At 41.7% G+C, this 26,009-nt stretch carries 23 protein-coding genes and 2 pseudogenes; 12 read left to right on the forward strand and 13 right to left on the reverse strand.

What is annotated here, in order from left to right:
* Window positions 1-130: 130 nt before the first annotated feature.
* The 4 genes from AC5590_RS12535 to AC5590_RS12550 all read right to left on the reverse strand — a co-directional run bounded on the left by AC5590_RS12535 (window position 131) and on the right by AC5590_RS12550 (window position 3,907).
* On the reverse strand, window positions 131-832 hold the full coding sequence (locus AC5590_RS12535; protein ID WP_169264039.1) for a 2'-5' RNA ligase family protein: 702 nt from the start codon (window positions 830-832) through the stop codon (window positions 131-133).
* Between the two features lie 80 nt (window positions 833-912).
* Complete coding sequence (locus tag AC5590_RS12540; RefSeq protein ID WP_169264040.1) at window positions 913-2,292, reverse strand: aldehyde dehydrogenase; 1,380 nt, start codon at window positions 2,290-2,292, stop codon at window positions 913-915.
* A 223-nt stretch (window positions 2,293-2,515) separates the two neighbouring features.
* Window positions 2,516-3,613 (reverse strand): ATP-binding response regulator, encoded by a 1,098-nt coding sequence (locus tag AC5590_RS12545; RefSeq protein WP_169264041.1) that lies wholly within the window; start codon window positions 3,611-3,613, stop codon window positions 2,516-2,518.
* A gap of 87 nt (window positions 3,614-3,700) precedes the next feature.
* Window positions 3,701-3,907: a hypothetical protein gene (locus AC5590_RS12550; protein WP_169264042.1), complete on the reverse strand. Its 207-nt coding sequence runs from the start codon at window positions 3,905-3,907 to the stop codon at window positions 3,701-3,703.
* 288 nt (window positions 3,908-4,195) lie between these two features.
* Here AC5590_RS12550 and AC5590_RS12555 point away from each other — a divergent pair, with 288 nt between their 5' ends.
* On the forward strand, window positions 4,196-5,794 hold the full coding sequence (locus tag AC5590_RS12555; RefSeq protein ID WP_169264043.1) for an NACHT domain-containing protein: 1,599 nt from the start codon (window positions 4,196-4,198) through the stop codon (window positions 5,792-5,794).
* Here AC5590_RS12555 and AC5590_RS12560 read toward each other — a convergent pair.
* From AC5590_RS12560 to AC5590_RS12585, 6 genes are all read right to left on the reverse strand, one after another.
* Complete coding sequence (locus AC5590_RS12560) at window positions 5,775-7,283, reverse strand: ABC transporter permease subunit (RefSeq protein ID WP_169264044.1); 1,509 nt, start codon at window positions 7,281-7,283, stop codon at window positions 5,775-5,777. The two genes, AC5590_RS12555 and AC5590_RS12560, sit on opposite strands and share 20 nt — an antisense overlap.
* 156 nt (window positions 7,284-7,439) lie before the next feature.
* Entirely contained in the window at window positions 7,440-8,183 is a 744-nt protein-coding gene (locus AC5590_RS12565; RefSeq protein ID WP_169264045.1) for a class I SAM-dependent methyltransferase, read from the reverse strand.
* Window positions 8,184-8,272: 89 nt separating this feature from the next.
* Entirely contained in the window at window positions 8,273-8,398 is a 126-nt protein-coding gene (locus AC5590_RS12570; protein ID WP_282453049.1) for a hypothetical protein, read from the reverse strand.
* An 859-nt stretch (window positions 8,399-9,257) separates the two neighbouring features.
* A complete protein-coding gene (locus AC5590_RS12575) occupies window positions 9,258-9,959 on the reverse strand; it encodes a class I SAM-dependent methyltransferase (protein ID WP_169264046.1) in 702 nt (233 codons plus the stop codon).
* 7 nt (window positions 9,960-9,966) lie between these two features.
* Complete coding sequence (locus AC5590_RS12580; RefSeq protein WP_169264047.1) at window positions 9,967-11,355, reverse strand: DUF3370 domain-containing protein; 1,389 nt, start codon at window positions 11,353-11,355, stop codon at window positions 9,967-9,969.
* Window positions 11,356-11,395: 40 nt separating this feature from the next.
* Complete coding sequence (locus AC5590_RS12585) at window positions 11,396-11,908, reverse strand: C15 family peptidase (protein ID WP_169264048.1); 513 nt, start codon at window positions 11,906-11,908, stop codon at window positions 11,396-11,398.
* 59 nt (window positions 11,909-11,967) lie between these two features.
* Between AC5590_RS12585 and hisH the strand changes: the two genes are divergently transcribed.
* Window positions 11,968-12,603 (forward strand): imidazole glycerol phosphate synthase subunit HisH, encoded by a 636-nt coding sequence (gene hisH / locus AC5590_RS12590; protein WP_169264049.1) that lies wholly within the window; start codon window positions 11,968-11,970, stop codon window positions 12,601-12,603.
* 192 nt (window positions 12,604-12,795) lie between these two features.
* Window positions 12,796-13,341 carry a 16S rRNA (guanine(966)-N(2))-methyltransferase RsmD gene (rsmD, locus tag AC5590_RS12595; RefSeq protein WP_169264050.1) on the forward strand — a complete coding sequence of 182 codons (546 nt, stop codon included), beginning with the start codon at window positions 12,796-12,798 and terminating at the stop codon, window positions 13,339-13,341.
* A gap of 134 nt (window positions 13,342-13,475) precedes the next feature.
* On the opposite strand, the gene petG is transcribed toward rsmD, so the two are convergent.
* Both petG and AC5590_RS12605 read right to left on the reverse strand, forming a co-directional pair.
* On the reverse strand, window positions 13,476-13,589 hold the full coding sequence (gene petG / locus AC5590_RS12600) for a cytochrome b6-f complex subunit V (protein ID WP_048871568.1): 114 nt from the start codon (window positions 13,587-13,589) through the stop codon (window positions 13,476-13,478).
* 113 nt (window positions 13,590-13,702) lie between these two features.
* The gene (locus tag AC5590_RS12605) at window positions 13,703-13,846 is read right to left on the reverse strand and encodes a hypothetical protein (protein WP_169264051.1); all 144 of its coding nucleotides are present in this window, start codon (window positions 13,844-13,846) and stop codon (window positions 13,703-13,705) included.
* Window positions 13,847-13,940: 94 nt separating this feature from the next.
* Between AC5590_RS12605 and AC5590_RS12610 the strand changes: the two genes are divergently transcribed.
* Window positions 13,941-14,315 carry a c-type cytochrome gene (locus AC5590_RS12610; RefSeq protein ID WP_169264052.1) on the forward strand — a complete coding sequence of 125 codons (375 nt, stop codon included), beginning with the start codon at window positions 13,941-13,943 and terminating at the stop codon, window positions 14,313-14,315.
* Window positions 14,316-15,052: 737 nt separating this feature from the next.
* Complete coding sequence (locus AC5590_RS12615) at window positions 15,053-16,531, forward strand: CoA-acylating methylmalonate-semialdehyde dehydrogenase (RefSeq protein ID WP_169264053.1); 1,479 nt, start codon at window positions 15,053-15,055, stop codon at window positions 16,529-16,531.
* Here AC5590_RS12615 and AC5590_RS12620 read toward each other — a convergent pair.
* A complete protein-coding gene (locus tag AC5590_RS12620) occupies window positions 16,522-16,803 on the reverse strand; it encodes a DUF2087 domain-containing protein (protein WP_169264054.1) in 282 nt (93 codons plus the stop codon). The two genes, AC5590_RS12615 and AC5590_RS12620, sit on opposite strands and share 10 nt — an antisense overlap.
* A 269-nt stretch (window positions 16,804-17,072) precedes the next feature.
* Here AC5590_RS12620 and AC5590_RS12625 point away from each other — a divergent pair, with 269 nt between their 5' ends.
* The 7 genes and pseudogenes from AC5590_RS12625 to AC5590_RS12655 all read left to right on the forward strand — a co-directional run bounded on the left by AC5590_RS12625 (window position 17,073) and on the right by AC5590_RS12655 (window position 25,899).
* A complete protein-coding gene (locus tag AC5590_RS12625) occupies window positions 17,073-17,504 on the forward strand; it encodes a hypothetical protein (RefSeq protein WP_211178342.1) in 432 nt (143 codons plus the stop codon).
* Window positions 17,505-18,148: 644 nt separating this feature from the next.
* A pseudogene (locus tag AC5590_RS12630) lies at window positions 18,149-20,538 on the forward strand (WD40 repeat domain-containing protein).
* A gap of 134 nt (window positions 20,539-20,672) precedes the next feature.
* Window positions 20,673-21,650 carry a helix-turn-helix transcriptional regulator gene (locus AC5590_RS12635; RefSeq protein WP_348982694.1) on the forward strand — a complete coding sequence of 326 codons (978 nt, stop codon included), beginning with the start codon at window positions 20,673-20,675 and terminating at the stop codon, window positions 21,648-21,650.
* A 123-nt stretch (window positions 21,651-21,773) separates the two neighbouring features.
* Window positions 21,774-23,078 (forward strand): TonB-dependent receptor plug domain-containing protein, encoded by a 1,305-nt coding sequence (locus AC5590_RS12640; protein WP_248277181.1) that lies wholly within the window; start codon window positions 21,774-21,776, stop codon window positions 23,076-23,078.
* A gap of 21 nt (window positions 23,079-23,099) precedes the next feature.
* A pseudogene (locus tag AC5590_RS12645) lies at window positions 23,100-24,455 on the forward strand (TonB-dependent siderophore receptor); the annotation flags it as partial.
* 165 nt (window positions 24,456-24,620) lie between these two features.
* The gene (locus tag AC5590_RS12650) at window positions 24,621-25,328 is read left to right on the forward strand and encodes an O-methyltransferase (RefSeq protein ID WP_169264056.1); all 708 of its coding nucleotides are present in this window, start codon (window positions 24,621-24,623) and stop codon (window positions 25,326-25,328) included.
* Window positions 25,315-25,899: a PepSY domain-containing protein gene (locus AC5590_RS12655; RefSeq protein ID WP_248277182.1), complete on the forward strand. Its 585-nt coding sequence runs from the start codon at window positions 25,315-25,317 to the stop codon at window positions 25,897-25,899. Before AC5590_RS12650 ends, AC5590_RS12655 begins: the two co-directional genes overlap by 14 nt.
* Window positions 25,900-26,009 lie beyond the last annotated feature (110 nt).

Raw genomic sequence — 26,009 nt, forward strand, 5'->3', positions numbered from 1 at the left:
GGGAAGCGGAGGAACATAACGTGCCGCCCCGTTGTAGCACCTGGCGTGAGGGATGTCCGTAAGGACAGGGTGAGGTTTTCCTAGAATTTTGGGTAATTTTATCACTGATCGTGGGCAAATATTACCCAGCTTACTGACTTAACTTATAAGTACCTATAACTTTTTTTGTTTTGGGATGACAAACGGCGTTGCATATGACGAGGCTAATTTCAGTCACCCGCATTTCTCCAATATAAAGATTTTGCAGTTCTTTGACTTTATTTTGAAATGATGCGCTAGGCTCATCTGTAAATCTACATAAGGTCATATTTCCAAAAAAAACTGTATCAGAGATATATTTTTTATTATCTGGTACACCTATTTCTCTTAAGCCCACATCTAACGCTTGAACTAACTTTCTCAGCGTCTCATTGCAATACCCTGTTAAAGAAACACTCGTTGGGAATAAAATTAAACCCTCCAAACGAAAAGTGAAAGATTGGAAATTTGGAACGATTTGAGTAAATAATTCATGAACTTTCTCCACATCTTCGTTTTTAAAAAGCGGAGGATTGTGTACAGTTCGGACATTTTTAATAGTTATATGCAGTAATTCTTCACTTGAATAATAGAAATGCCGAGAATCTAAGCTTTGTAACGGAGTAATGATTTCTTTTGATATTGTTTGGGCAATGTCTTTTGACGGAAAAGTTAATGATGCCAGACAAATTGCATCATCGTTCTCATAATCATTTCGCATCTCAACAATGCTCAATTTACTTTGCCGTTGGTGAATACTATCTTTTACCTGTCGGATAATTTGTTTTTGCTGTGTGATGTAGTTATTGCTCATTATGAAGTACTTGTTCTCTTACAAAGAAACGCCCATCGCTGGACGTTAAAAGGACAATCCTACTTTAACAGCTAAAATAGCTACCCAATAAGTCGCTTCAGTGTAGATAACTTGTCTTTGTAGGGAGCATATCGCCATTTTAAATCCAGCCAGAAGGGATTGTGCAAGACACTTTTGTAATGGGAAAAGGTGTCAAAACTAGATTTCCCGTGGTACTTGCCAATTCCACTATCACCTACACCGCCAAATGGTAAAGATGAAACTGCAACCTGTATGACTGTGTCGTTGATACAAACTCCACCGGATGAGGTTTGCTGCAAGACTTGTTGTTGCAGATTTTTGTTATTAGAAAATAAATATAAAGCCAAGGGTTTTGATTTAGAATTAATTAAGTCAATCGCTTCTGTTATGTCCGTGTATTCTATCACTGGAAGAATCGGGCCAAAAATTTCTTCTTCCATGACGGAGTCTGTTAAGGAGACATCCTCAAGCACTGTTGGGGCAATATAAAGTTCTGAAGGGTTGGTTTCTCCGCCAATGCGAACTTTGCCCTCTTTCAGGAAATGAGCCAATCTCTCAAAATGTTTTTTACTGACAATCCTTCCATAATCAGAACTCCTTGCAGGATTGTCTCCATAAAATTCTTGCAAGCATTTCTGAAGTTCATTTAAGAAATTTTCTTTGATGCTTTTATTCACTAAAAGATAGTCTGGTGCAATACAAGTTTGTCCGCAGTTGAGAAACTTGCCCCAAGTAATGCGTCTTGCAGTGTGTTCGATGTTAATGTCAGAATCTACGATACAAGGACTCTTTCCACCCAATTCTAAGGTGACAGGTGTCAGGTTTTTAGCGGCTGCTTCCATAACTATTTTTCCTACAGCCGTCCCACCAGTGAAAAAGATATGGTCAAATTTTTCTGCTAGTAATTGTTGACTTGTTTGCACACCTCCTTCGACTACTGTAATATAAGCTGGATCGAAATATTGTTTGATCATCTCATTGAGAAGACGAGACGTGTTTGGTGTGAGTTCTGAAGGTTTAAGAATTGCACAATTTCCTGCTGCAATAGCGCCAACTAATGGTGAGATGATTAATTGAAATGGATAGTTCCAAGGACTAATAATTAAAACCACTCCTAGCGGTTCTGGATAAATGCGTGCGGATGCAGGAAAAAATTGTGGAGAAACTGGTGCTTTCTGAGGTTTAGCCCAAGTTTTGATATGCTTGATAGCATAGCTAATTTCTTGGATGACTCCAATTTCTGTTGCATAACTCTCAAATTCTGGTTTGTTTAAGTCTGCTTTTAGTGCATTGATAATTGCGTCTTTTTGCTGAGTGACTGCTTGTTTTAAAGTTTTTAGTTGTTCAAGTCGAAAATTAATGTCTTTTGTCTTACCAGTATTGAAATAGGCACGTTGTTTGTGGATGATATCGGCAATTGACACTTCTTGAGAAATCATTGTTTTTGTGCTCGTTAGCTAAGTTGAATAAATCGTTCAGCGGTTCCAAGTCATAAGAAAGCTTTTTTCTATTTTAAAGTAAGACTAAATTCTTGATACGCGCGTTGCATTCATACGTCTCACCTCACCCCGCCCTATGCCTAACGGCACGCTACGCTATCGGGCACCCCTCTCCTTATAAAGGAGAGGGGATAAAGGTTAAAATAACTCATACTTTCTATGATTATTGTTTAATGGGCAAACGTACCGTGAATACACTCCCTTTGCCGACTTCTGAATTCACGAGAATCGTGCCTTGATGTGCTTCGACAATTCGGCGAGAAAGGTACAGTCCTAAGCCACTACCAGAATGATTATGACTTCCTTGGCGAAATCGTTCAAATAAAGTGAGTTGTTCTTCAGAAGAAATACCTCTACCTGTATCTGCGATTTCAACTGTTATGCAATTATCTGAAGGAGTCGCTGGAGTGATACGGATGGTTATTTCGCCGGTGTCAGTAAATTTGATAGCGTTACCTATTAGGTTGGTGAATAGTCTGTGGAGTTCTAGGCGATCGCCCATCACCATACTAGTCCCTGAGTCATCACCTAAATCTAAATTAACTGTAAGGTGCTTTTGATTGGCTAAAGAACTCAATTCTTGTGAAACTTCTTGTAGTAACTGGCTGAGATTCACTTGTTGAAACGCCAGAGTTTTGCGACCTGCTTCAAAACGATAAACTTCCAGTAAGGTGTTTACCATAGCGAGCAAATTGCTGTTACTGCGAGCCATGATCTCTATCACTTCGTGCATTTGCGGTGACAGTTGTCCCAAAGCGCCCTCAGCAAACAGCAACAGCATTCGATCTGCTGCTACCAAGGGTGTGCGTAAGTCGTGGGTGAGGCGAGAGGCCAAATCTTGACGTAGACGGGCAATTTCATCGCGTTCATCTATACTGTGTTTGAGACGAAGGAGCGATCGCACCCGTGCCAATAATTCATCCACAGTCACAGGCTTGCGGATAAAATCATCTGCACCCAAATCTAGTCCATGAGCAACATTAGGTGAGTCATGTGCGGTAATCAGCAAAATTGGGATAAATGGCAATGTCATATTTTGCCGAATACGCTTAGTGACTTCATAACCATCCATTCCCGGCATCATAAGATCCAGCAACACTAAATCACAAGTCGATATTTCAAGTTGTGCCAATGCTGAAGCACCATTCACAGCCGTGCTAACCGTGTAGCCTTCTTCCTGCAAAATGGTTTTCACCAAAAATACATTGTCAGCAGAATCATCTACAACCAAAATCTTGTCAGACTTAGAAGATTTAGACATACAGCACAGAAGAAACGCTCATTCCACAAGAAAGAAAAATAACTTCAGCCTTTGCTATTTTCCCCTTTACCAATACTACTCACTTATTTAGATATCATGTTGTTGTGGTTGCTTAGGTAAAGATTCTTGCGGTGTTTTGAGTAAAAGCCAATGCAGGTAGAGTAAGAGAATCTGCTTTTTCAGCAAGTGGTTAAGGAGTTTGAGGTTGCGCTCATTTAGCAGCCATTCCCCAAACTTTTCTAGTAACAGACCAAAAAGAATTTCAACAGATTTGTTAATAATTATTTCCAGCATTGCGGTAGCCTCAGTTGCTTGACTGAGTTCACTGTCGCAATTTTCATTCGTAGTTATTTACTTGACTTGCGGTGACTTAGGTTGACTTGTCCGGATATATCCTGATTTGCAAGAAATTTCCAGATGCTACTTAGCATGTTACATCCTGTGTAGGGTGGGCAGTGCCACCACTGAGGTCTTGTTTCTAAAGGGTTCACAGAGCACTGCCCACCCTACTTGCTTGATTTGCAAAAAAATTTTCAGAAAACTTTGGCTAAACTGAACTTTAAGTGATTTCAGGCAAGGTATATGTCGTTACCAGAAGGCTTCCTGACACAATTGGAGCAATATAGTGAACTGTCGCAACGAGAAAAGGAAGTTTTTCTGGAAATATTTGCTCGTGGTAAAAGTCGAGTCCAAGTCACTCAAGCGCTTAACATCTCCGATAGCAATCTTGGTAGCTGCCTAACAGGAATATACAAGAAGTTCAGCATTAGTGGCAGTGGTCCTATTAAAGAAAACCGCCTGCGGGAGTACTTGAGCAAAAGATACGCGCAGCAGCAACCCTCTGGTCGCTTAGCTACTGATGTTTCAGACAATGATATTGATACCCTAGTTCAAGAAATCCGCAAACAAGTAAAACCCAACGTAAAACAACGCTGTGGAACCATGCGCGTGCTGGACATGACTCAACCTATCAAGTTGACTGGAGAACGGGGTATTTACACCAGCGTCAACATTTTGGAGAAAATCACGGGACGCAGGCGACAAGAAATTGCAGAACTGCTGCAAAATTGTGACGTGGAAAACTTTGACCGTTTTGGACTCAATCCCGTGACTGAGAAGCGAGTACCAGGACTGGAAGCGGTACAACGTTACAGCAAACTAATGGTGTTGGGGAAACCAGGGGCAGGAAAAACCACGTTTTTGAAGTATTTGGCGATGCAGTGCATTCAGGGACAGTTTCAGGCAAATCGAGTTCCGTTGTTTATCACCCTCAAGGATTTTGCAGAAGCATCCAAACAGCCAGATGTTCTGGAATATATTGCTCAACAGTTGTCGGTTTGCGGGGTGAGTGACACCAACCTGAAAGCAGAGAAACTTTTGAGACAAGGTAAAGCATTGATATTGCTAGATGGCTTGGATGAAGTCCGGGAAGAAGATACAAAGCGAGTATTAAAGCAAATTTTAGAGATTTCCGATCAGTTTCACACCAATCAGTTTGTCATCACCTGTCGTATTGCTTCCAAAGAATATACCTTTGAACGGTTCACCGAAGTGGAAGTGGCAGATTTTGATGAGGAACAAATCGCTACCTTTGCTCAAAACTGGTTTCGGTTGAGTGATCCAGTGAAAGGTAAAAGCTTCATTCAAAAACTCAAGGAGAATAAACCAATTCAAGAACTAGCAACTAATCCCTTGCTGCTGACTCTTCTTTGTTTGGTATTTGGCGAAGCTGGAAATTTTCCGGTAAATCGTTCAGAACTTTATAAGGAAGGGTTGGATGTGTTGCTGAAAAAATGGGATGCCAAACGCAACATTGAGCGGGATCAGGTTTATAAAAACCTGTCTTTACACCGCAAGGAAGACTTGCTGAGTCAAATTGCCCTGACTACATTTGAGCAGAAGGACTATTTTTTTAAGCAAAAAACTGTTGAGGCATACATTGCTGATTTCATTCGTAACTTACGCGATGCTCGTACTGAGCCAAAGGAACTAGAACTAGACAGCGAAGCTGTTTTGAAGTCGATTGAAGGACAGCATGGGCTACTGGTGGAACGGGCAAAGGGGATTTATTCCTTTTCACATCTGACGTTTCAAGAGTATTTTACTGCTAGGGAAATTGTGGCTAATTCTGCTGGCAATAGCATTATCCAGTCAAGAAGCATTAATTTCTTTTTTTCTTAACGGGATTAAGCGATCGCTCCCAGCGACTAAATGCTTGGGAAGAAAGCAGCGTTAGGAATAAATAAACCAGGGCGACAGTGGCGTAAATCTCAAACGAGCGATAGTTTTCCGCTACAATCAGCTGCCCCTTGCGGAACAACTCTTCAAACCCGATGACAGCGACTAAACTGGTGTCTTTTAGCAGGCTAATGAACTGATTGCCCAGAGGTGGCAAGATCCGCCTTTGGGCTTGAGGAAAGATCACATAGCGCATCGTTTGCACTGAACTCAAGCCCAGTGATTGGGCGGCTTCTGCTTGCCCCGGCTCAATTGATTGGATGCCTGCGCGGACAATTTCAGCAATGTAGGCAGCGCTATTGAGACTCAATGCGATCACTGCTGCCGCCAGACGATTTAAGTTGAAGGTGAAACCAAAATTCTGAGCTACAGCAGGCAACCCAAAGTAAATCATAAAAATCTGCACCAGCAACGGCGTCCCCCGGAAAAAATCTACATACGCCCTAGCAATCCAGCGCAAAGGAACAGATGCTTGTAGGCGAACAATCCCAATTAGTGAACCCCCGATCATACCCAGCAATACCGAGAGTGCTGTGAGTTCAAGTGTCACCAAAGCCCCACGCAGCAGAACGGGTAGTGACTTCAAGATAATGCTTAGTGAGGTAAATAGCTGGGATACGCCTTTTTCGTTAGTCTGGTTTTCAATAGGTGATTTTTCTGGTAGTTGTGGCGGTTGAGTACCAAACCACTTTTGATAAATTTTAGTATAACTGCCATTTTTCAGCACCGTTGCCAAACCTTGGTTAATCAGGTCTAGGTTGGGCGATCCTTTAGGTGTAGGAATGCCATAAAATTCTTCTGTAAGCAGACTGCCGACCACTTTGAGTCCCTTAAGATTGCCGCTTTTTATACCATATAAAATAACGACGCGATCATTAAGAACGGCATCGACACTGCCATTGAGTAATGCCTGAAGGGTTAAAGGTGAATCATTAAAAGTGCGAACTTCAGATCCAGGAAGACTTTTAGCCTTGAGTGCGCCAGTCGTCCCGATTTGCACGCCAATAATCTTGTTCTTAAGACTGTCTAAATTGGTAATGTTTTGATTGTCTGTGCGGGTGGCGATCGCTAAGCCCGATTTGAAGTAAGGGCGCGAGAAGGAAATTGTCTTGACTCGTTGGGCAGTAATTGCCATCGCCGCAACTGCCGCATCTACAGTTTGCACCTGCAACGCTGGAATCATACCATCAAAAGGTATATTTTTATATTTAACTTGAAATCCAGCAGATTGCGCGATCGCATTCATCAAGTCAATGTCAAAACCCTGCAACTCACCAGTTGCAGATTGAAACTCGAAAGGCGGATACGTTGGTTCTGTGGCAACAGTAAGTGTTTTACCAGCAGTGGAACCGTTCGTGAAACTACAACCGCAAAGCAGAAATAGACAGCTTAAACCAAGAACTAGCCAACGGATAACAGTCAACCTTTGCATATTTTTTAGACTTTTCTGATCTCTGGAGTTTCATTTCAAGGATTATTGCTCATTCCTTCAGGCGATAAATTTCCAGAGAACAAGTTGTATACAAAAAACCTGGTTAAGCAAAGCGAGTTTTTGACTAGTTAACCATAATTTATGCGAGCAATTTTCTTAACCTGTCACACATGCGGGAGAGGCTATAAATGTCCAACTTGCCCAATATGTTCCAACGAACTTACTTGAATAGTCAGTAGAGGCATCCTGAACAAACCACTCAGGAATAACTTTTTGCTGTGCAATTTTTTTTTCCAAGCCGATCTGTAGGCACAGATTCTCGTAAACAATGTTTGCCTTCGCAGTTTCCAGCATTTGTTCTACTAACTTTTGTAGCCATTCCGCTCGAACAAACAGACTATGATTTGGATGGTTGCCATAATTAAGTCCTATAATTATGATCAGATATCCTTTGTCGCTTATTATCTTGTCCAGACAAAATTGAATGATTTCCTGCTCATTTTTGCGTTGTTGGCTTTCCTTATCAACTGTGTGATATATCATTCCGCATAGTACCACTGCATCAAACTTTTTATTTTCTGTAGCAAGTTTACGCAGAAATACCCATAAATCTTCGCACACAAAGGTTCGGTTGGGGTATAGGTTTGAACAGTATTGAATGGCATATTCACTGTGATCTACCCCAACGTAGTCGCATTGAGAAGGCAGATATTTGAGCAAAGCTCCATTCCCACACCCCAGATCCAACAAAGAGAACGACCTTTCTTTAAAAGCATCCTCTAGAAAATGAATTGGTAGTGTATAGCGAGTAGCATTTTCCGGCTGTTCCAAGTAGGAATAACTGTCTGATTGAAAACGTTCTTCTTCAGACATTTTACGCTGAGGGTAATTATCTTCCATATTGTCAGGATGTCAAATGAATGGTGTGAAGAGCGGAAACTTGTAAACTACCTTCTTGGTAAGGTTCTAGTGGCGGGTAAATTTATCGCCTACTTGACTATTTTACAAGTAATGCTACCCACAGAACCAAAAATACGTACGTTGTATGCTCCATATTTAGCAGCACTTCGGAGGATTTCTTCTCGTTTTGCTTGCAAAATCTCGTAAATATTCATGGTTTAACTCCCGTCTTACGAAACAGTTTAGCCAAATCAACAGCCATGTTTGACCATAAGAACGTTCTATCAAAGGAGTAATGCTTACGCACTTTCACCTCAAGTAGGAGCGATACGCCCTTGGCGTCTGCGCGCAGCGCAATCGCTCATTTGCCTAGGGCGATCGCGTAGCGGCTCCCTTTGCTTACATCTTGCACCTGGGAAAACAAATGTCAAACTTATTACATGTTATTTGACTCCGTTCTCATCCGCCTAGGACTTTAAGTCCCAGGCTCATAAACCAAGTCCATTAAAATGGACTAAAAGCTGAAGTCATTATTTTGAACTTAGTAGCGATCAGTATTAACTTTTATTGGCATTTTGGCTACTTTTCTAAAGCATGAAAAGATAGATTAGGGCAATAAGCCGTCATGCACATCGTGGTTGAAACACCGTCCCCCAGGTTATAAACCTGGGGTTTTATTTTGTCTATTGTTACCTAATTCATTTGGCAATTTGGCAACTAATGAGGTTGAAACAAGCTTATCTTATTAATTAATGCGGTCTTGCACAAAAGACTCAAAGTACACGACAAAACCCCTTTTTCCCCGGTTAACTACCGGGGTTCCTTACTAATTGTGGTCAAGGTTAATGTTTTAGTCAAAGTCAACTCCACATTTGGATTAGTGGTAAAGGTCTATGTCAAAGTGAATGATGATGTTGTTGTCAAGGTCCGAGTTGTAGTAAACGAAAGGTCAGACTGATAATCCCACGCTTAGAAAGCGTAGGATTTTTTCTTCACGAGTAAAGCTGACTTGAAAATAGAACTCAGAACTCAGAACTCAGAACTAAAAGAGAAATTTTCAAGTCGGGGCGAGTTTTAGAGTTCCTTCACTAAATGAATATCTTGTAAAAGCCATAATCCTAAACTCTTATCTCGAAAAATACCACCTCCCTCACTACATTGCTCGTTGATCAGCTGTAGTGGTGTCGGAAAAGAAAAAGGGGGTTTTTCTAAATTTAGTAAACGCCAGTCACCTGTGGTAATATCTTCATTCTCCTCACAATTAGGGAAAGTAGTCGTCAGTAGGTAAGTAATCTGGCTCCTTTTCATGTTATTGAGAGCAGAGAAAATGTCTCCAAACGAAAGATGCACAAAGCAGTCTCGGCATAACAAGAGATCTGCTGTTGGTAGAGGTTCGCTTGTCAAATCCAGTGTCAGAAACTGATGATTTTGGCTTCCGTACCGCTTCTGATTCTCTAGGATAAGTTCGGACACAATATCTGCGCCGATATAACGTGAAACAGGTAAGTCAATCAACTGCATCCAACTGAAGTCTCCGCACGGTAGATCGAGGAGTACATCTACCTGTAATGTCTTAAGTAGTGCTGGAAGTTTAGCTTCTATCTGTTGTGTTTGGCTGCTACTCGCGCCTTCCCCTGAAACTGAATCGGATCCACGCCAATGATTAGTTTGGTAGATGTGGCGGAACGTGTTGCTGAGTGAAAAGGTCACATCTAGGGATGCTTGTTTCTCGAAGTAGTAAGGATCAAAGGGGACATTATCTCGCCGTTTGTTCATAACTTTACTATTTCACAGAGCTCGTTGAACTAGCGTTATTCAAAGTTTGCACTGTCAGAACCTGTGGCGGGGTGGCGTCTGGCGGATAGAGGAAATCTACTTCTACAAGTCTTTTTTCGCCTGGTTTCATGTTGAGTACTACTAATGGTTCTCCTTGTTGTCCTCGTTTTTGCACTAAATGCAAGTACTGGGTTTGGGGTAAACCCTGATCATCTTTGTAACGTACTCTGACAGAACCCCGGAAAAATACTTGCTGTGCTGGTGGATTTAAAAAGCGCAATCCGGATTTGGTTAACTGGTCTTCTTTTATTGGTGTCTGCATTGACACAATAACTGTTTGCAAGTTTTGTGTATTGTTATACAATGGTAGCGTTAAACTGTATTGTAAAGTGTAGTTTCCATGAGCACGATATGCTGTGTCAGGATAGCGCACCATCATCGGTGCACTTTGTATTTGACTCGTTCCTAAGGTACCGCGATCTAGGGCACCCAGAGGGTAGGAAAAGGCTTGTCCGGAAGTGGGTATGGTTAAATGCTGAGCTTTTGGATCATCTATGAGTAAGGCTTTCCATTCAGACCCCTGTGTGACTCCGGCAACGCGACCATATATGATTGGTTTGTTAGTCTGTTCGAGAGGGGTTGGTGTTTTATCGCGTGGTCCGGATAAATCACCATTATTGAGCAAATTTTGCCAGTCTTCTAAAGTAGGCGCACGCTCAGTATCATCAGGATTTTTTGGTGCAAACATTGCTAGACTGGCTGTATACACTGTGTCATTACTCCACAGTCGCATGAGTGTAGACCGACCATTTAAAGGTGGTGTCAGTCCACTGACAGGAATCGGTGCATTCAACAACATCCGGCTTTCACCTGGTGGAATGATAACTTGAGGAGGAAACGTATCTTGTCGTTGTCCTCGCAGAATATCATTAACCACGCGATCGCCTGGTCCTGCAAAAACTGTACCTAAAATATTCTCACTCCTAGATGGCAACTCTGCAAACGGTGCATCTGGTTGACTTAAATAACTCGCCGCCTGCAAGATATTCACTGTCACTGGTTGTTTTCCTGGGTTATGCAGGATTATCCCAAGATAAAGCGTCCGCAAGTCTTCTGGTGTGGGTGCTTGGGCAACATGGTGAGCAAAAATATCAAATCGTCCTTTAAAAGGAAAATTCAAGTGTGCGGTTGGGACTTTTTTGCCTGAGGCTGGAAAGGTGGAAAGCAAAATCCCTTCCTTGAGAACTTTTTCAGGACTATTGCTGTTAAACACTGGGATGCTATCCACAGTCCCAAGTAAAGGGCGTACTTGTTGCTGTTGGACAATTTCTTCAGGCGGCGGTGGTGCAGAAGGAGTGATTTGAGCGAGCGGAAAAATTAGTAAGAATGGAAACATCTGTGTACATATTTTTCTGTTCAAACAGACGCAAGTAAATTTACCAAAGTGCCAGCCTGTGAATAATCAATAAAAAATCATCAAGAATTAAGGGGAGATTTTCTTCAGTCAAAATAGGAACGTGGACAAAAATGCAAGGGGTTGTGAGTTGGCGTTGGCGCAGTTCATCTAAAACAGAATAGTAAAGTCCTTCACAAACAAATTTACCGCAGTCGTGACTAATCTCAACTGCCTTTGCTCCCGCGACTAACTTTTCTAAATCAACTGTTGTCTGCAACACAATTTCCCCACAACTAGCACCAACTTCCACACTTAATAATGTTCGTTTTCGAGCCATCCCACAGCAAATGATGGCGTCTGGTTGCAGTTGGTGGATTTTTTCTATAACCCGAAAACTGGCAAGCTGCACATCCACCCTCAACTGTCGCAAGAAGGTTAAATCATAAGGTAACGAGTTAAGTCGGGAAACTTCTACCAACAAATCATCAGAAGAATTTGATTTTTGTTCGCTTAGCCAAGTGTCAAAAGATGTTAATAGAATGCTTTTCTTCATAAGAAATATTATTTAAAATAGAGATACTCTCCATAATATAGTTAACAGGGAGCGAGTAAATGACGTTGATTGCAGTTGTAGATTACGACATGGGAAATTTGCACTCTGTCTGTAAAGGACTAGAAAAAGCTGGGGCAACTCACAAGATTACTGATTCTCCAAAAGAATTAGAAAAGGCTGATGCGATAGTTTTGCCAGGAGTTGGTGCGTTCGATCCAGCAGTGCAACAGCTGCGATCGCGTGGTTTAGAAAAACCAATAAAAGAAGCTATCGCATCCGGTAAACCCTTTTTAGGAATTTGTTTAGGAATGCAAGTTCTTTTTGAATCAAGCACAGAAGGGACAGAATCAGGACTCGGAATTATTAAAGGAAGAGTCAGGCGATTTCGTCCAGAACCAGGAATTGCGATTCCTCATATGGGTTGGAATCAACTCGAACTGACTCAACCAAAAAGTCATTTGTGGGAGTATCTACCCTCTTTACCTTGGGTATATTTTGTTCATTCCTATTTTGTTGAACCACAAGAGCCGCAAGTCTGTGCAGCAACAATCACCCACGGACATCAAACGGTAACAGCTGCGATCGCCCGCGATAACTTAATGGCTGTTCAGTTTCACCCGGAAAAATCTTCCAATATTGGGCTGCAAATTCTGTCTAATTTTGTCTCCCAAGTTTGGACACAAGTTGCTGCCTAAATACAATTGTGGTTGAGTTTATAGTCCATTGTTTCTTGTTCGTAGTCAAAAGGTTTGTTAAGAATTGATTGTTAAAATTTGTAACTTGAATACACGATGGGCATTGCCTACCGCGATAAGTGACTGGTGGGTAATGCTTACCCTATAAAAAAGGTTGCTAACTAATGACTAATGACTAATGACTAATAACTAATGAGTTTAAGAATTTACGGAAACCGACCATTAAAAACTTTACCAGGAAAAGAAACCAGACCCACCAGTGCGCGGGTACGCGAAGCCGTTTTTAATATTTGGCAGGGAAAAATAGAAGGTTGTCGTTGGCTGGATGTGTGTGCTGGAACTGGTTCAATGGGCGCGGAGGCTTTGTGTAGAGGAGCCAGCCGAGTTGTAGGAATTGATAAATCCCATCGTGCTTGTGCTATAATCCAACAGAATTGGCAAGACTTAGCGAGTGCTGAACAGAAATTTCAGGTAATGCGGGGAGACGTTGTACAGCTTTTGCCAAAATTATCAGGACAGCAATTTGACAGAATTTACTTCGATCCGCCGTATGCAAGTGAGTTATACCAGCCAGTGATAGAGGCGATCGCTCAGTCTGGGCTTCTAGATGCTAATGGTGAAATAGCGATCGAACATAATCCTCAAGATTGGAATCCTTTAGTCATTCCGAATTGGGAAATTTGCCGTGAAAAAGTTTACGGAAATACGGCTTTGACCTTTTACAGGGTAGTGGATTGAGGGGACAAGGAGATAACAATTCAAAATTCAAAATTCAAAATTCAAAATTCAAAATTAAGAATTCAGAATTTCTTATGATCTCCCCTACCTCCAACAGAAGGTGCTATATCCCTGTGTCCTCGGTTCCGATGACTTTACAGACCGAGTTGATTGCCACGCTTGTATTGCTCGTAAGCTTTGTAAAACAACCCAGCCAAGGTTACAAAGATTAGACCCAGTACAATGCCGTCAAGCAAGGGTTCAACCACGTTAAATCTCCTTTTGTGCTACTGTTCAATATTTTCTTCCCATCATTGATTCTACCAAATTTGGCAGAATTGCTTCTTCCAAAGAAGAACTCAGGCGTGGTGCACACGTCAACTTAAGCCAAAACCCTTTTCAAATATCGTTTCCAGGTAGAACTGGAAATGCCGTCAAAGCAGCTTTGCCACAACTCACCGAAGGCAGCAAATAGCCGCTTGTTTTCTCCTTCCTTCCCTCGTTCATCCCCCTGCTGAGTTAGCAAAAAAACATTTGTGCTTGCAGACACCATCAAGAACTTTTAAGCTATGTGTATGAAATGAAAACTTTTTGTACACTTTGACTTAAAAAGTAAACATTTGGATAACCAGATTACCAAAACTGAAACTTTGATTTGGCGAATCATATTAACGGCGCTGGCGATTCTGCTAGTAGTCCTTGTGAGCATTTTTGCCGTTCGGATTATGAGAACTGCCGATCCATACGTCAAAAGCGTTCTATCGCTCAAAGGGGACCTAGCACTTGGACACGCCATCTTTCAAATCAACTGTGCTGGCTGTCATGGCTGGGAAGCAGATGGGCGCGTAGGTCCTAGTTTACAAGGAGTCTCAAACCGCAAATCCCCATATGGTTTGATTCATCAAGTCACTAGTGGTGAAACCCCACCCATGCCGAAATTTCAACCCAAGCCTCAAGAAATGGCAGATTTGTTGAGTTATTTAGAAACGCTTTAACTTGAGCGTCAATTTCCGCCAATTTCCAAGTATAATGCGTCTGGTGGCGATTTTAAATGGGAGACACCACAGTTCCAAACAAAATTATCTTGTAAGTTTACCTCCGGCTAGAAGCCGGAAGCTTTCGCCACAAACTTCTAGAACGTAGATTTGTAGTGCGCTCACGAAACTAGCGGTTGGTTCCTGTTCAGGTTTACAACACTAGTCCTTGAACCTCAAGGACGACTTCGCTCAATATCAAAGCTTCGGCTCCCTATGCCCTGCGGGCACGCTACGCGAACGGCTACGCTCAGGGCAAGCCGCTCAGCTTTGACCGTTCGATATTGCTTCTACTTCCCTTGACAATTCCCGGACGCCCCTATTAACCCGCTCGCGTAGTCGAAGGGTTAACCACGGTTTGCGTATCAATCTCCAATACTTGCCTACTGCGAGACTTTTTCTGCGTGGTTACCGAGCGTGCCTTTCGCGATTTAGGCATATAATGTGTATACCACATTGGTCTACAAAATGCCAGAAAAACAATTACACATTAGAATTTCTGAGGAAGAGTATGAAAAATTTCTCAGATATTGCAAGAAGAAAAAGCGTACCCAGTCAGACGTTGTTAGAGAGTTTATTCGTTCATTAATTGATAGCGAATAAATTCGCCGTGTCGTATTTCATCCCTGAACTAAAGTTACAAGGCGTACTATGGGTGAAGTGCAAGATTTGAACTGTGCAGATTTAATAATTAACTGATGGAAAAAGTGATGACATTACCCAACTACATTAATGGTCAGTGGTGTACATCTAGTACTATGGAATACTTGGATGTCCTCAACCCAGCAACAGCAGAGATACTGGTTAAAGTGCCTTTGTCACCTGCTTGTGAGGTAAACGAAGCGGTAGAAGCAGCAGCAGAGGCTTTTGTGAGTTGGCGACGCACTCCACCCACGGAACGAGTGCAGTACTTATTTAAACTTAAGAATCTGCTAGAAGAGAATTTAGAAGACTTGGCTCGTACAATTACATTAGAATGCGGTAAAACGTTGGCAGAGTCCCAAGGCGAGATGCAGCGTGCTATTGAAAATGTAGAAGTTGCTTGTGGTATCCCTATGATGATGCAGGGTACGAACCTAGAAGACATTGCCAGAGGTATCGATGAAATGATGATTCGCCAACCTTTGGGAGTTGCTGCAGTCATTGCCCCATTTAATTTTCCGGGGATGATTCCCTTTTGGTTCATGCCTTATGCCCTAGCCTGCGGTAACACCTACATTGTCAAGCCATCGGAGAAGGTACCGCTAACAATGCAAAAAATCTTCCAGTTGTTAGAAAAAACAGGATTGCCCAAAGGTATCGTCAACTTGGTAAATGGTGCCAAAGAAGCTGTAGATGCAATTTTGGATCATCCGAAAATTCGAGCAATAAGCTTTGTTGGTTCTACACCTGTCGCTAAATATATATATAGTAGGGCGGCGGCAAATGGCAAACGTGTCCAATGCCAAGGTGGTGCAAAAAATCCCCTGATTGTTTTACCAGATGCAGATTTAGAGATGACAACACGCATTGCTGCTGACAGTGCTTTTGGTTGTGCAGGACAACGTTGTCTTGCTGCTTCAATAGCAGTGACTGTGGGACAAACGCGTCACACGTTTACAGAAGCAATAGCCGAGACTGCTAAAAAACGAGTTGTCGGTAATGGTTTAGAATCAGGCGTAGAAATGGGACCAGTGATTACAACCCAAAGTAAGACGCGAATTGAGGATTTGATTCAAAAGGGGGCAGATGAAGGGGCGACGGTGTTAGTGGATGGACGAGATCCGAATATATCTGGTTATGAAAATGGTAATTTTATACGTCCCACGATTCTGCAAAACGTTGACCCAGCAGGTGAAATAGCCCGGACGGAAATTTTTGGTCCGGTGCTGAGTTTGATACATTTGGAGACTATTGAACAGGCGATCGCCCTGATCAACAGCGGTCAATATGGCAACATGGCTTGTCTTTTCACCACCAGTGGCGCAGCTGCCCGTAAGTTCCGTTATGAAGCAGAAGCTGGTAATATTGGTATTAACATAGGAGTTGCCGCACCAATGGCGTTTTTCCCGTTCAGTGGTTGGAAAGAAAGCTTTTTTGGTGATTTACACGGTCAAAGCAATCATGCTGTAGAATTTTTTACTCAAACCAAAGTCGTCGTGGAACGTTGGCCTAAGGATTGGTCGCGTCAATTTTGAAGATTGCGCCAGTAAGCGGAACCATCCCGCTTTCTGTCAATTAACCCGCTTTCAAATAACTCTCGTCTCAACATCGCGGGGTCGCCAAAGGTGTGGTGCCCATTAAGCAGTGCATTCACCTCTTTTTCTGTATAAACAATACCAACCTCAAATTTTGACGCTAAATACTCCAACACCAACTTTTGAAACTTTCCCTTATTGCGCTTGGAGGGCCACTCTTTGATACGTCCCTGTTCATCAAGATAGCTTTTGAGTTCTTCTGTGTAATTCATAAATCATTTTGGTGCTGTGTTACAAAGAAAGAAACATTAAGACCAATCACGATTTCGTATCAATTTTTTGGAAAATCGACTCAACCCAGTGCTAAAGTGGGCACTTAAGTAAGGGTCATTTCGTCACCATCAGTTATACTAGACAAACTTTAATTAACAGTAGTAAGCACCAGACAAGTCAACTGCTGCAGATGTTCATTGGGAATTTAGCAGCAGTCAAGTTTGTTGCAATTAGTCTATGGTACAGAGTTTTTCTCAGTAGTTTTTCTATGAAAAAGATTACATTGTCACAGGTCGTGAAGGAGTGGAACGTGAAAAAAGCGTTAATGACAAAAACACTGTTCGCATCACTCAGTTTGTTAACTTTATTTGCCCCACAAAGTGCTCATGCTCAAATCGTACCGCAACCTTGGGTATCAGTTGGTAGCCAAGATGGTGATGTTACCTATTCTGTAGGCGCAAGGGCTTTGAATTTGGGAGCAGAGTTAGGATTTGGTCCTGACGGTTCTACAGGTGTAGATATATTAAAATTTATCAGCTTGCCTGTGATTTCACCTTATGTAGGGCTGGGATACTATTCAGCAGATAAGGGTGTTGCTTTTTCGGGTGGGGTTCAGGTAAGCGCTACCGATAAAGTTTTCGTTGGTGTTGGTTACAACTCTGTTCGAGGAATCAACGGTCAACTCGGAATCAGGTTTTAATTTTTGTCTCTATACGTCTTTTTCCAAGGTATGTGAAATATAGGGTTCCACGTACCTTACCTCAACATTTTCCCAATCAGCAAGATAGATGATTAATCTCCTTTTTTAAAGCTAATTGATGTTTTTTCTACTTCTCACGTGATTGATCTCTCAAATGAACTACTAAGATGTAAAAAACACAATTTATGAGAGATGAAGCCAAAAGCATTATCTGACAACTCATTTAAAATTGTTATATAGCAATCCGTGCAGGAGTTGTGAAATTACTCGTTGAGGTAGGGAACGCTTAACGCTTAACGCTTAACAGGGAAGAAGAATGTACAAATGTACTTTTTTTTCTCACAAATGAAATAGGACTGCTATATAATAATTGAGTAAACAGAAAAGCCATTGATTAGGTTGTAATATCAATTTTTATAATTATCAGCTATTTATAATTCTTCTCCGTAAACGAAATATTTGTGGAACTTGTTTTTTGATTATTTATGGCATATTATTTCTTTTTGAATAAAGAATCAAACGCCAGTTAGTAGTAGGATATGCTATATCTATCTTTCGGTGTAGATAGCAGGAATTAACGCAAAATATGGCTATTATCAAGCATTAAACAGTATTAACTGTATTGATCTGGCAGATATATTTTTATGGATATAGGAGTAAGATTACTGTTTCAAATAGTATTAGAGTTGACACCTGTCATTGCAGCTTTAATACAAAAAAGAAATGAAGAACGTCCGACACTCGCAAAATACTTAGCTTCCCAAGAGATTAAAGAATTTATTCAATCTGTTAGCAGTGTTAGTCACAGTATCAGTCATTCGGGAAAACTGGAGCAAGAAAAAATTCAGCAACAGCAATTAGCATTTGATGTTCAAAAAACACAACTAAAGATAGCAACACAACAGCAAGAAACAGCGCTCAAATTACCAGAAGCACAGAAAATTTTTGAAAATTGGCCTTTACGATTATTGCCTTCACAAATTTTAGAGTCTCATACCAAGAATCAACGCACTCCACTAAAAATTTTTCTTGCTCCTCCTAAAATAAAGTTTGATAAATTTGATAATCGAGGAGAAGATATTTCAGATATCGAGTTCATGTTAGCTGAAGGTTTACGAGAATTTCTTAATCAGCATTATTCTCTACACAATCCAGTTAGACCGACAGAGTTTTTAGCAGGGGCTTGGGATAGTAAGCGTTTTCATAGTGAATCAAGTATTAAGGCTCTGTTTGGAACATTAAAAACAGAGCCTGTTTTAATTTTAGAGTCAGAAGCTGATGGAGATTATCTAAATTTTCGTATTGGTTATTGGGGAATTGGACAAGAGAATTATTATTATAAAACGATTTCTCGCTTACCATACAAGGAAATTGTTGATGAGTCAGCAATAAGTCGTGCTAAGAAGTGGAAAATAATAAGAGATGAACTGATTGCACTGGGAGAAAGCTTAGAGGAAATTAATCAGATTGGCGGAGAAAATGTGAGCAACTTGGCAACTTTGGAAAAAGCAGAAAAATGGAAAGAAAAAGGAATTGATATTAGTCAATTGGGCTTACAATACCAAGTGAATCGCCAAGATATTGAAAAACTCTGCCAGGTTTTGATTACGTGTCATACCCTTGCTGCAAGTTGGGTAGCAGATGCATATCACTTGGTTCATAATGATGTTCCTCCACTACTACCTGAATTACTACCTAGTTTTCTGACAAACACTATTAATTCAAAATTGCTGCAAGCGATGTCTGACGACAACCCACTTTACATGTACGCTGCAGGATATAAACAACTTTACCAAGCCTTGGAAGTAGAGCGACATCACTGGATTCCTGATTTAGCATTGAAATTGGCGCAGACTTTATCGCATTTACTTGATGAGGTATGGGCAAAGGAACAGGTGGATTACTCAGTTAACACATGGTTGCAACTACGCCAAGTTTCACAACACAGAGAAATCCATCCTTTACGAGCAATGCAATCAGCTATAAAGATAGAAGATGAAGGATATATTGAAAAATTAAAAGAATATTTTACAGCAGTTGGTGATAGTCAAAGTGTCACCTATGCTGAGGAATTATTGAATGCTATTGCTCAAGAGAAAGACAAACGTCAACACGAATCTGTTTATCTTAGTCACACCCTGATTGACACTCTGATAAAGTCACATCTGTAGCCATAAGCCCAGATGGACAAATTTTAGTCAGTGGGTGTGCAGATAAAACCGTAAAAATTTGGAATCTTAGTACAGGAAAAGTTGTCCGCACTTTAACTGAAAAAATTGGAGAAGTTTCATCAGTGGCTATTAGTCCTGATGGAAATTTGCTAGTTGTTGGTAGCTGCGAACACCCTAGAAATAATGTTAAAGTATGGCATCTTGCAACTGGTAAATTATTGCATACTCTTTTAGGGCATCAAAAACCTATTAACTGTGTAGTAATTAGTCCAGATGGACTAATTCTTGCCAGCGCTAGTAACAAAATTAAAATTTGGAACTTGCATACAGGCGATCCTCCAGCTCTTAGCCGCCCTTTGGGCGAACGCATTTCCACTCTTTGGCATTCATCCGCAGTTTATGCTGCTGCGATTAGTCCAGATAGTGCAATTCTTGCCAGTGGTAGCAGTGATCATAAGATTAGACTATGGAATCCAATCACAGGAGAACTATTAAGTACTCTGGGCGGGCATTCAGGTGAGGTGAAAGCAATAGCTATTTCTCCTGATGGTCAATTCTTGCTCAGCGGTAGTACAGATAAAACTATCAAAATTTGGCATCTTTGTACTGGTAAAGTATTACATACGCTGACTGGACATTCAGATGAAGTGACATCAATAGCTGTTAGTCCTGATGGAAAAACTCTTTATAGCGGTAGTGCTGATAAAACCATCAAGATGTGGCATTCGCAGACGGGAGAATTGCTGCAAACCCTTATAGGACATTCACAGGTGATAAACTCTGTTGCTATTAGTTCAGATGGTCGTTTTATTGCTAGTGGTAGTTCTGACAAAACAATCAAAATTTGGCGTGTAGGCTTTTGACTGCATTGAGCTAGCGTCCAACAGGAGTTCTGATCAGGTCAAAAGTGGTTGATAGATTGCGGTAAGATTATTGAGAATAAATATTATCAATTATAACTATCTACCCGTCGCCACCTATGACCATCACTCTGACAATGAAAGAGCACAGCGAACTTTGGAATGAAGCTTTTGAGAATACTACCAAAAACTTATCCTCAGAGCCTTATGAAATATTTGGTGAAATACCCAAGCAATTAGGCGAAGGATGTATGGAAGTAATCGAACTATATCCTACTCTCAAGCTGGCGATTTTTGACTATGAGTACCCTGATGACGTAGTCACTAAAATCCCTGATTACGAGCACCCTCTGCAATTTCGTGTTCATCTGTCAGGAAAAATCATAGATGAACACGGCAGACAGGTTGGCGAGGGATATACACTCATTTCTGGTAGTGGTATTCAACGAAAAATGACTATTCGAGAATTCCAGCGAGTTGTAGGTGTTGACATTGAGATGTCCTCTGATTTGTTGAGAACTTTTTTCCCTACAAATGATGGAAAAATTCTTCCAGAGTTGGATTTATTAGTGAAGGATAATGACTGGCAAACATTACTCTACCCAAGAACTACGATCGCCATCGAAGAAGTAGCACGGCAAATTGTCAACTGTCCTTACCAAGGAGTAATGAAGCGGATGTATTTACAGGCGAAGGTGGTGGAGTTGATGTCGTTGCAATTGACTCCTCTGTTAGCGGGTGAGGGTGGAGTGCAAAAATCGCCGCGACTTAAGAAAAGAACGATCGCCCGTATTCATCATGCCAGAGAAATTTTGCTCTCTCGTCTAGAGAATCCACCTTCATTAGTAGAATTGGGACAACAGGTGGGGGTAAGTGATCGCACTCTCCGTTATGGATTTCGGGAATTATTTGGTACAACAGTGTTTACCTATCTTACCGATAAACGCATGGAGCAAGCAGAGCAACTTCTACGCGAAGGGAAACTAACTGTTGCCGAGGTTGCCAACTTGGTTGGTTATTGCCATTTAGGACACTTTGCTGCAGCCTTCAAGCGCAAATTTGGGATCACACCCAGCGATTGTTTGTGGGGTGGAAAATCCCTTTGTGGATCGTAATGCCGTTTCGGGACTAATAACACCGTTTCCGGATAGACTTCATCACTGGTGTTTCTCTAGACTGAACTCAATTGCAATTAATAAAGATATGCAATAAGTTTTGTAGCTGGAGTGTGAGAAGCAATGAAAGGTTGGATATCTCTGCCCAAAATGCATTTGTGGCTAGTAGTCTGTTTGATAGGATACATTTTTAATTGTGTAGTCATTCAATCTGCTTTGGCAGAGGTTGAAACCGAGCATGGAAAGTCAACAACTACAACAACTAATAAGATTCGGCGATTAAGCGAGATTGAGCTCCCCGTCACTAATGCTAGTGGGTTGCTTTCTCAATCGTCAACACCACAACCAGCGCCCTCCTCAGAAATTTTGCAAGTGGTGCAAGTGACAGCAGTCAAGGCAAATTCCACAGCTAAAGGTGTGGAAATAATATTACAGACTACCAAGGGGGAACAATTACAACTCACCAATCGCAGTGCTGGTAACAATTTTATTGTCGATATTCCAAATGCTCAACTGCGCCTACCCAGTGGCGAGGCATTCATATTCCGCTCGGAAAAACCAATAGCGGGTATTACTGAGATAAAAGTAACAAATCAAGATGCAAAGACAATTCGAGTCACGGTGACGGGTGAGGCGAAGTTACCACTTGTTGAGTTATTTGATGGTAATGAAGGTCTGATCTTTGCTGTTGCATCTTCTGTGCAGCAAGGGCAGCAGCCTCAAACACAACAGCCTACTAGTGAAACTCAGTCCCAAAAACCGCCCGACTCCCAAAGTGATGAGCCAATTGAGTTAGTGGTGACGGGTCAGCAAAACCAGTATACAGCACCTAATGCTTCCACTGCCACCGGCACCGATACCCCGATTATTGAGACTCCCTTTGCAATTCAGGTAGTTCCTCAAGAGATAATTCGGGATCAGCAAGTCACACGCACAGAAGAAGCGCTGCGCAATGTTAGTGGTGTCACTTACCAAGGAAGTTCAAACAACAGGTCTGGTGCGGATTTCAGCATTCGAGGGTTTACTGATGCCCCGATTCTGCGCGATGGATTTAGACGGTATGGCGTTGTTCAAGCGCCTTTAGAAGTAGCCAATTTAGAGCGGATTGAAGTACTCAAGGGTCCGGCATCCATTTTGTATGGTGCGATTGAACCCGGAGGATTGATTAACGCGGTGTCCAAGCAGCCCTTGTCCGAGCCGTTTTACGAAACAGAATTACAAGTGGGAAGCCGGGGTTTAGTCCGACCCCGCTTTGACTTTTCTGGTCCTTTAAGCGCTGATGGTAAAGTACTCTACCGCCTGAATGGCTTGTACCAGAGATTGGACAGCTTTCGCAACTTTGACCAAGAAGATTCGCATATCTTTATTGCCCCGACACTTACCTGGAAAATAGGCGATCGCACCGATTTAGGAATTTCGCTGGAATAACTCGACAATAATCGCCCTGCTGATTTTGGTATCCCAGCTATTGGCAAAAAAATTGCTGATGTTCCACGGGATCACATTGACTCCGAACCTACTGACGCGGTGACAAATCAATATCTAAATGTTGGTTATAACTTCGAGCATCGGTTTAGTCGGAATTGGAAATTACGCAATGCCTTTCGCTATTCCTCCTATGACTACGATTTCAATGTTGTTGCGCTTCCCCTTTCTTTTGACGAAGCAACGGGTACAGTCAGTCGCTTTTTTGCCTCCCAAGAAGGACACGATGAGAATTATAGTTTGCAAGCTAACGTCGTGGGTGAGTTTGCTACGGGTCCTATCAATCACACTCTTTTATTCGGTGCAGACTACATTCATAGTGCAACAAACTTTTTCACAGTGTTTGATTTTACTACTCCTCTACCGTTGAATCTTTTCAATCCGGTTTACGGGGTGGCTAAACCCAGTGAGAATACATTACCGCCTTATGGCGGCACTGATGGAACATCCAATCGCTGGGGATTCTATCTGCAAGATCAGATTTCATTATTCCAGAATCTGAAGCTGTTAGCAGGTATCCGCTACGACACCATAGAATCAAAAACAGTCAACGTGCCGGGGCAGGTGACACAACCGGGTGAGACTACTCAAAATGATGATGCTTTTACTCCGCGTGTGGGGATTCTTTACCAACCGAGCAAAGCTGTATCCTTGTACGCCAGTTACTCAGAATCCTTCACTCCCAATACGACAAATACAGCAACGGGTGAACCTTTTGAACCGCAACGGGGCAAAGGTTATGAGTTTGGCGTAAAAACAGAGTTGCTAAATGGTAAACTGTTTGCCACGTTGGCATATTTTGACATTACCAAACAAAATGTGGCGGTTACCGATCCCAACTTCCCCCTTGCATCAATCGCATCTGGAGAACAGCGCAGTCGTGGGGTTGAGTTCGATGTCGCGGGAGAAATATTGCCGGGATGGAAGATCATCGCTTCCTACGCTTACATCAATGGTGAAGTCAGCGCTGATACCAATCCCGAATTGGTTGGCAATAGGTTATATGGTGTTCCCGAACATAGTGCCAGTCTGTGGACAACTTATGAAATTCAGCGCGGTAATTTGCAGGGTTTAGGGGTGGGAGTTGGATTTAATTATGTGGGTGAAAGACAGGGGGATTTAGCTAACAGCTATCAGGCAGATGGTTATTTCATCACCAATGCAGCAGTTTTTTATCGGCGCAATAATTGGCGATTTGGGCTTAACTTCAAAAATATTGGTGATGTCAAATACATCGAAAGTGTATCGAATCTGCGAGGTGGAGGTAACATTTTTGGCGAACCATTGACCGTGATTGGCTCGGTTTCGCTGCAGTTTTAACCCCACCCTAACCCTCGCTGATGGCTTAGGGAGGAAAGCAGACAGATTCCTTCCTACCTTTCTAAGAAGGAATTGAGGAGGGTAGTTAAAAGAAGTTTCAAGATAGTCCACCATCCGCTAAAACTACTTTCTTCAGTGAAATAGCCTGATCAATTATTGATAACCATGAGCAAACTTTCTAAACCAAGCGCACTCAACGACGCGAAAGTTAAAACTGTTTTAAATCGACTGCACGCAGAAGCTGATAGGCAATTACCTAGATTAATTCTCCACTACTTGCCAAAGCTTCCTGGCTTATTTTTGGGTAAGGGCATTAAGTGGGATCAGACAAAAACTGAATATTATAACGATAAATACATTCCCATTGAACCAGACCAAGGAGAATTCCTGTATTTAATAGCCCGTGCAATTAATGCCAAAACTATTATTGAGTTTGGTACTTCTTTTGGAATTTCTACAATTTATTTAGCGACTGCCGTGAGAGACAATGGTGGCGGCATTGTTATTGGCACCGAAATGGTACATGAGAAAGTCGTGCAAGCCAGAAAAAATATTGCTGAAGCAGGACTAGAAACCTATGTGGATATTCGAGAAGGTGATGGTTTAAAAACACTAACAACTTTAAATAAAACAGTTGATTTAGTATTGATTGATGGCTGGCCAGAATTAGCTTTGGATGTATTAAAAATTATAGACCCATTTATCCGACCAGGCGGAATTGTTGTCTCTGATAATGTCAATACCTTTAAGGAGCCGCTCAAAGATTATGTTGATTTTTTGCAGAACCCCGCTAATGGTTATCGGTCATCAACTTTAAATTTAAAGGACGGAACAGAATTTTCAGTGAAAGTCAGGAGGCATGATGAAAATTAAACAGTTTCTATCAAGATGGTCAAGAACAATTCACCGATGGGTTGGGCTTTACTTTGCTGTGGTCATTGCAATTTACCTAATAGAAATAATTGCCCTTCCATCTGCTTTCAGTTCTGGCTTACCTACAGTTGACGGCAAACCACCCACTCAAACTGTTGCAGAAAATACCAGGTCTTTACTTTCTCTAGAACAGGCAACACATGCATTAATCTCTCTGCAGCCAGAGGGAATTAATACGCTACAAGACATTGATGAAATTGCCTATCTACCAACTTTAGGCGTTTATCGATTTGAAAATAAAAAACGTCTGTTTGAGTGGTATCTTGATGCTCATAACGGCAAGTTGTTGAAATATGGTTTCAATAGCACCGATTTTTTGGAGTATCGAGGATTGCTAGGATGGTTTGCTCCCTGGATTCACAATCTGATTGAAATGTCCTTTTTGTTTTTTAAGTCAACACTGGCAGTCAGCGGTGTTTATCTGTTCATTTATCCGTTTCTAGTAAAGAAAAATTCAGAGATGAAGTCAAGCGTAGTAGTACCAGGAGAAAGTCCATGCGACTCACAGTAAAACCCAAAATGTAGAAGCGATCAGGAGCATCTTAATTTTGCAAGACGCTAGTGGGAGAAAGATGCTCCCAGCTTAACGTGAATTCGACCGTTTATGCGGTGGGGCGCGGG

The organism is Brasilonema octagenarum UFV-OR1 (genome assembly GCF_963888615.1).
Classification (GTDB): Bacteria; Cyanobacteriota; Cyanobacteriia; order Cyanobacteriales; family Nostocaceae; genus Brasilonema; species Brasilonema sennae.

Excerpts from the sequence above, each read along its gene's own strand:
- AC5590_RS12585 (WP_169264048.1), bottom strand. The coding sequence starts at position 11,908 with ATGAAGAAAAGCATTCTATTAACATCTTTTGACACTTGGCTAAGCGAA.
- AC5590_RS12540 (WP_169264040.1), bottom strand. The coding sequence starts at position 2,292 with ATGATTTCTCAAGAAGTGTCAATTGCCGATATCATCCACAAACAACGT.
- AC5590_RS12565 (WP_169264045.1), bottom strand. The coding sequence starts at position 8,183 with ATGGAAGATAATTACCCTCAGCGTAAAATGTCTGAAGAAGAACGTTTT.
- AC5590_RS12635 (WP_348982694.1), top strand. The coding sequence starts at position 20,673 with ATGAAAGAGCACAGCGAACTTTGGAATGAAGCTTTTGAGAATACTACC.
- AC5590_RS12570 (WP_282453049.1), bottom strand. The coding sequence starts at position 8,398 with ATGAATATTTACGAGATTTTGCAAGCAAAACGAGAAGAAATCCTCCGA.
- hisH (WP_169264049.1), top strand. The coding sequence starts at position 11,968 with ATGACGTTGATTGCAGTTGTAGATTACGACATGGGAAATTTGCACTCT.
- AC5590_RS12640 (WP_248277181.1), top strand. The coding sequence starts at position 21,774 with ATGAAAGGTTGGATATCTCTGCCCAAAATGCATTTGTGGCTAGTAGTC.
- AC5590_RS12535 (WP_169264039.1), bottom strand. The coding sequence starts at position 832 with ATGAGCAATAACTACATCACACAGCAAAAACAAATTATCCGACAGGTA.
- AC5590_RS12580 (WP_169264047.1), bottom strand. The coding sequence starts at position 11,355 with ATGTTTCCATTCTTACTAATTTTTCCGCTCGCTCAAATCACTCCTTCT.
- AC5590_RS12655 (WP_248277182.1), top strand. The coding sequence starts at position 25,315 with ATGATGAAAATTAAACAGTTTCTATCAAGATGGTCAAGAACAATTCAC.
- AC5590_RS12555 (WP_169264043.1), top strand. The coding sequence starts at position 4,196 with ATGTCGTTACCAGAAGGCTTCCTGACACAATTGGAGCAATATAGTGAA.
- AC5590_RS12625 (WP_211178342.1), top strand. The coding sequence starts at position 17,073 with ATGAAAAAGATTACATTGTCACAGGTCGTGAAGGAGTGGAACGTGAAA.
- AC5590_RS12615 (WP_169264053.1), top strand. The coding sequence starts at position 15,053 with ATGGAAAAAGTGATGACATTACCCAACTACATTAATGGTCAGTGGTGT.
- AC5590_RS12620 (WP_169264054.1), bottom strand. The coding sequence starts at position 16,803 with ATGAATTACACAGAAGAACTCAAAAGCTATCTTGATGAACAGGGACGT.
- rsmD (WP_169264050.1), top strand. The coding sequence starts at position 12,796 with ATGAGTTTAAGAATTTACGGAAACCGACCATTAAAAACTTTACCAGGA.
- AC5590_RS12550 (WP_169264042.1), bottom strand. The coding sequence starts at position 3,907 with ATGCTGGAAATAATTATTAACAAATCTGTTGAAATTCTTTTTGGTCTG.
- AC5590_RS12650 (WP_169264056.1), top strand. The coding sequence starts at position 24,621 with ATGAGCAAACTTTCTAAACCAAGCGCACTCAACGACGCGAAAGTTAAA.
- AC5590_RS12560 (WP_169264044.1), bottom strand. The coding sequence starts at position 7,283 with ATGCAAAGGTTGACTGTTATCCGTTGGCTAGTTCTTGGTTTAAGCTGT.
- AC5590_RS12575 (WP_169264046.1), bottom strand. The coding sequence starts at position 9,959 with ATGAACAAACGGCGAGATAATGTCCCCTTTGATCCTTACTACTTCGAG.
- AC5590_RS12545 (WP_169264041.1), bottom strand. The coding sequence starts at position 3,613 with ATGTCTAAATCTTCTAAGTCTGACAAGATTTTGGTTGTAGATGATTCT.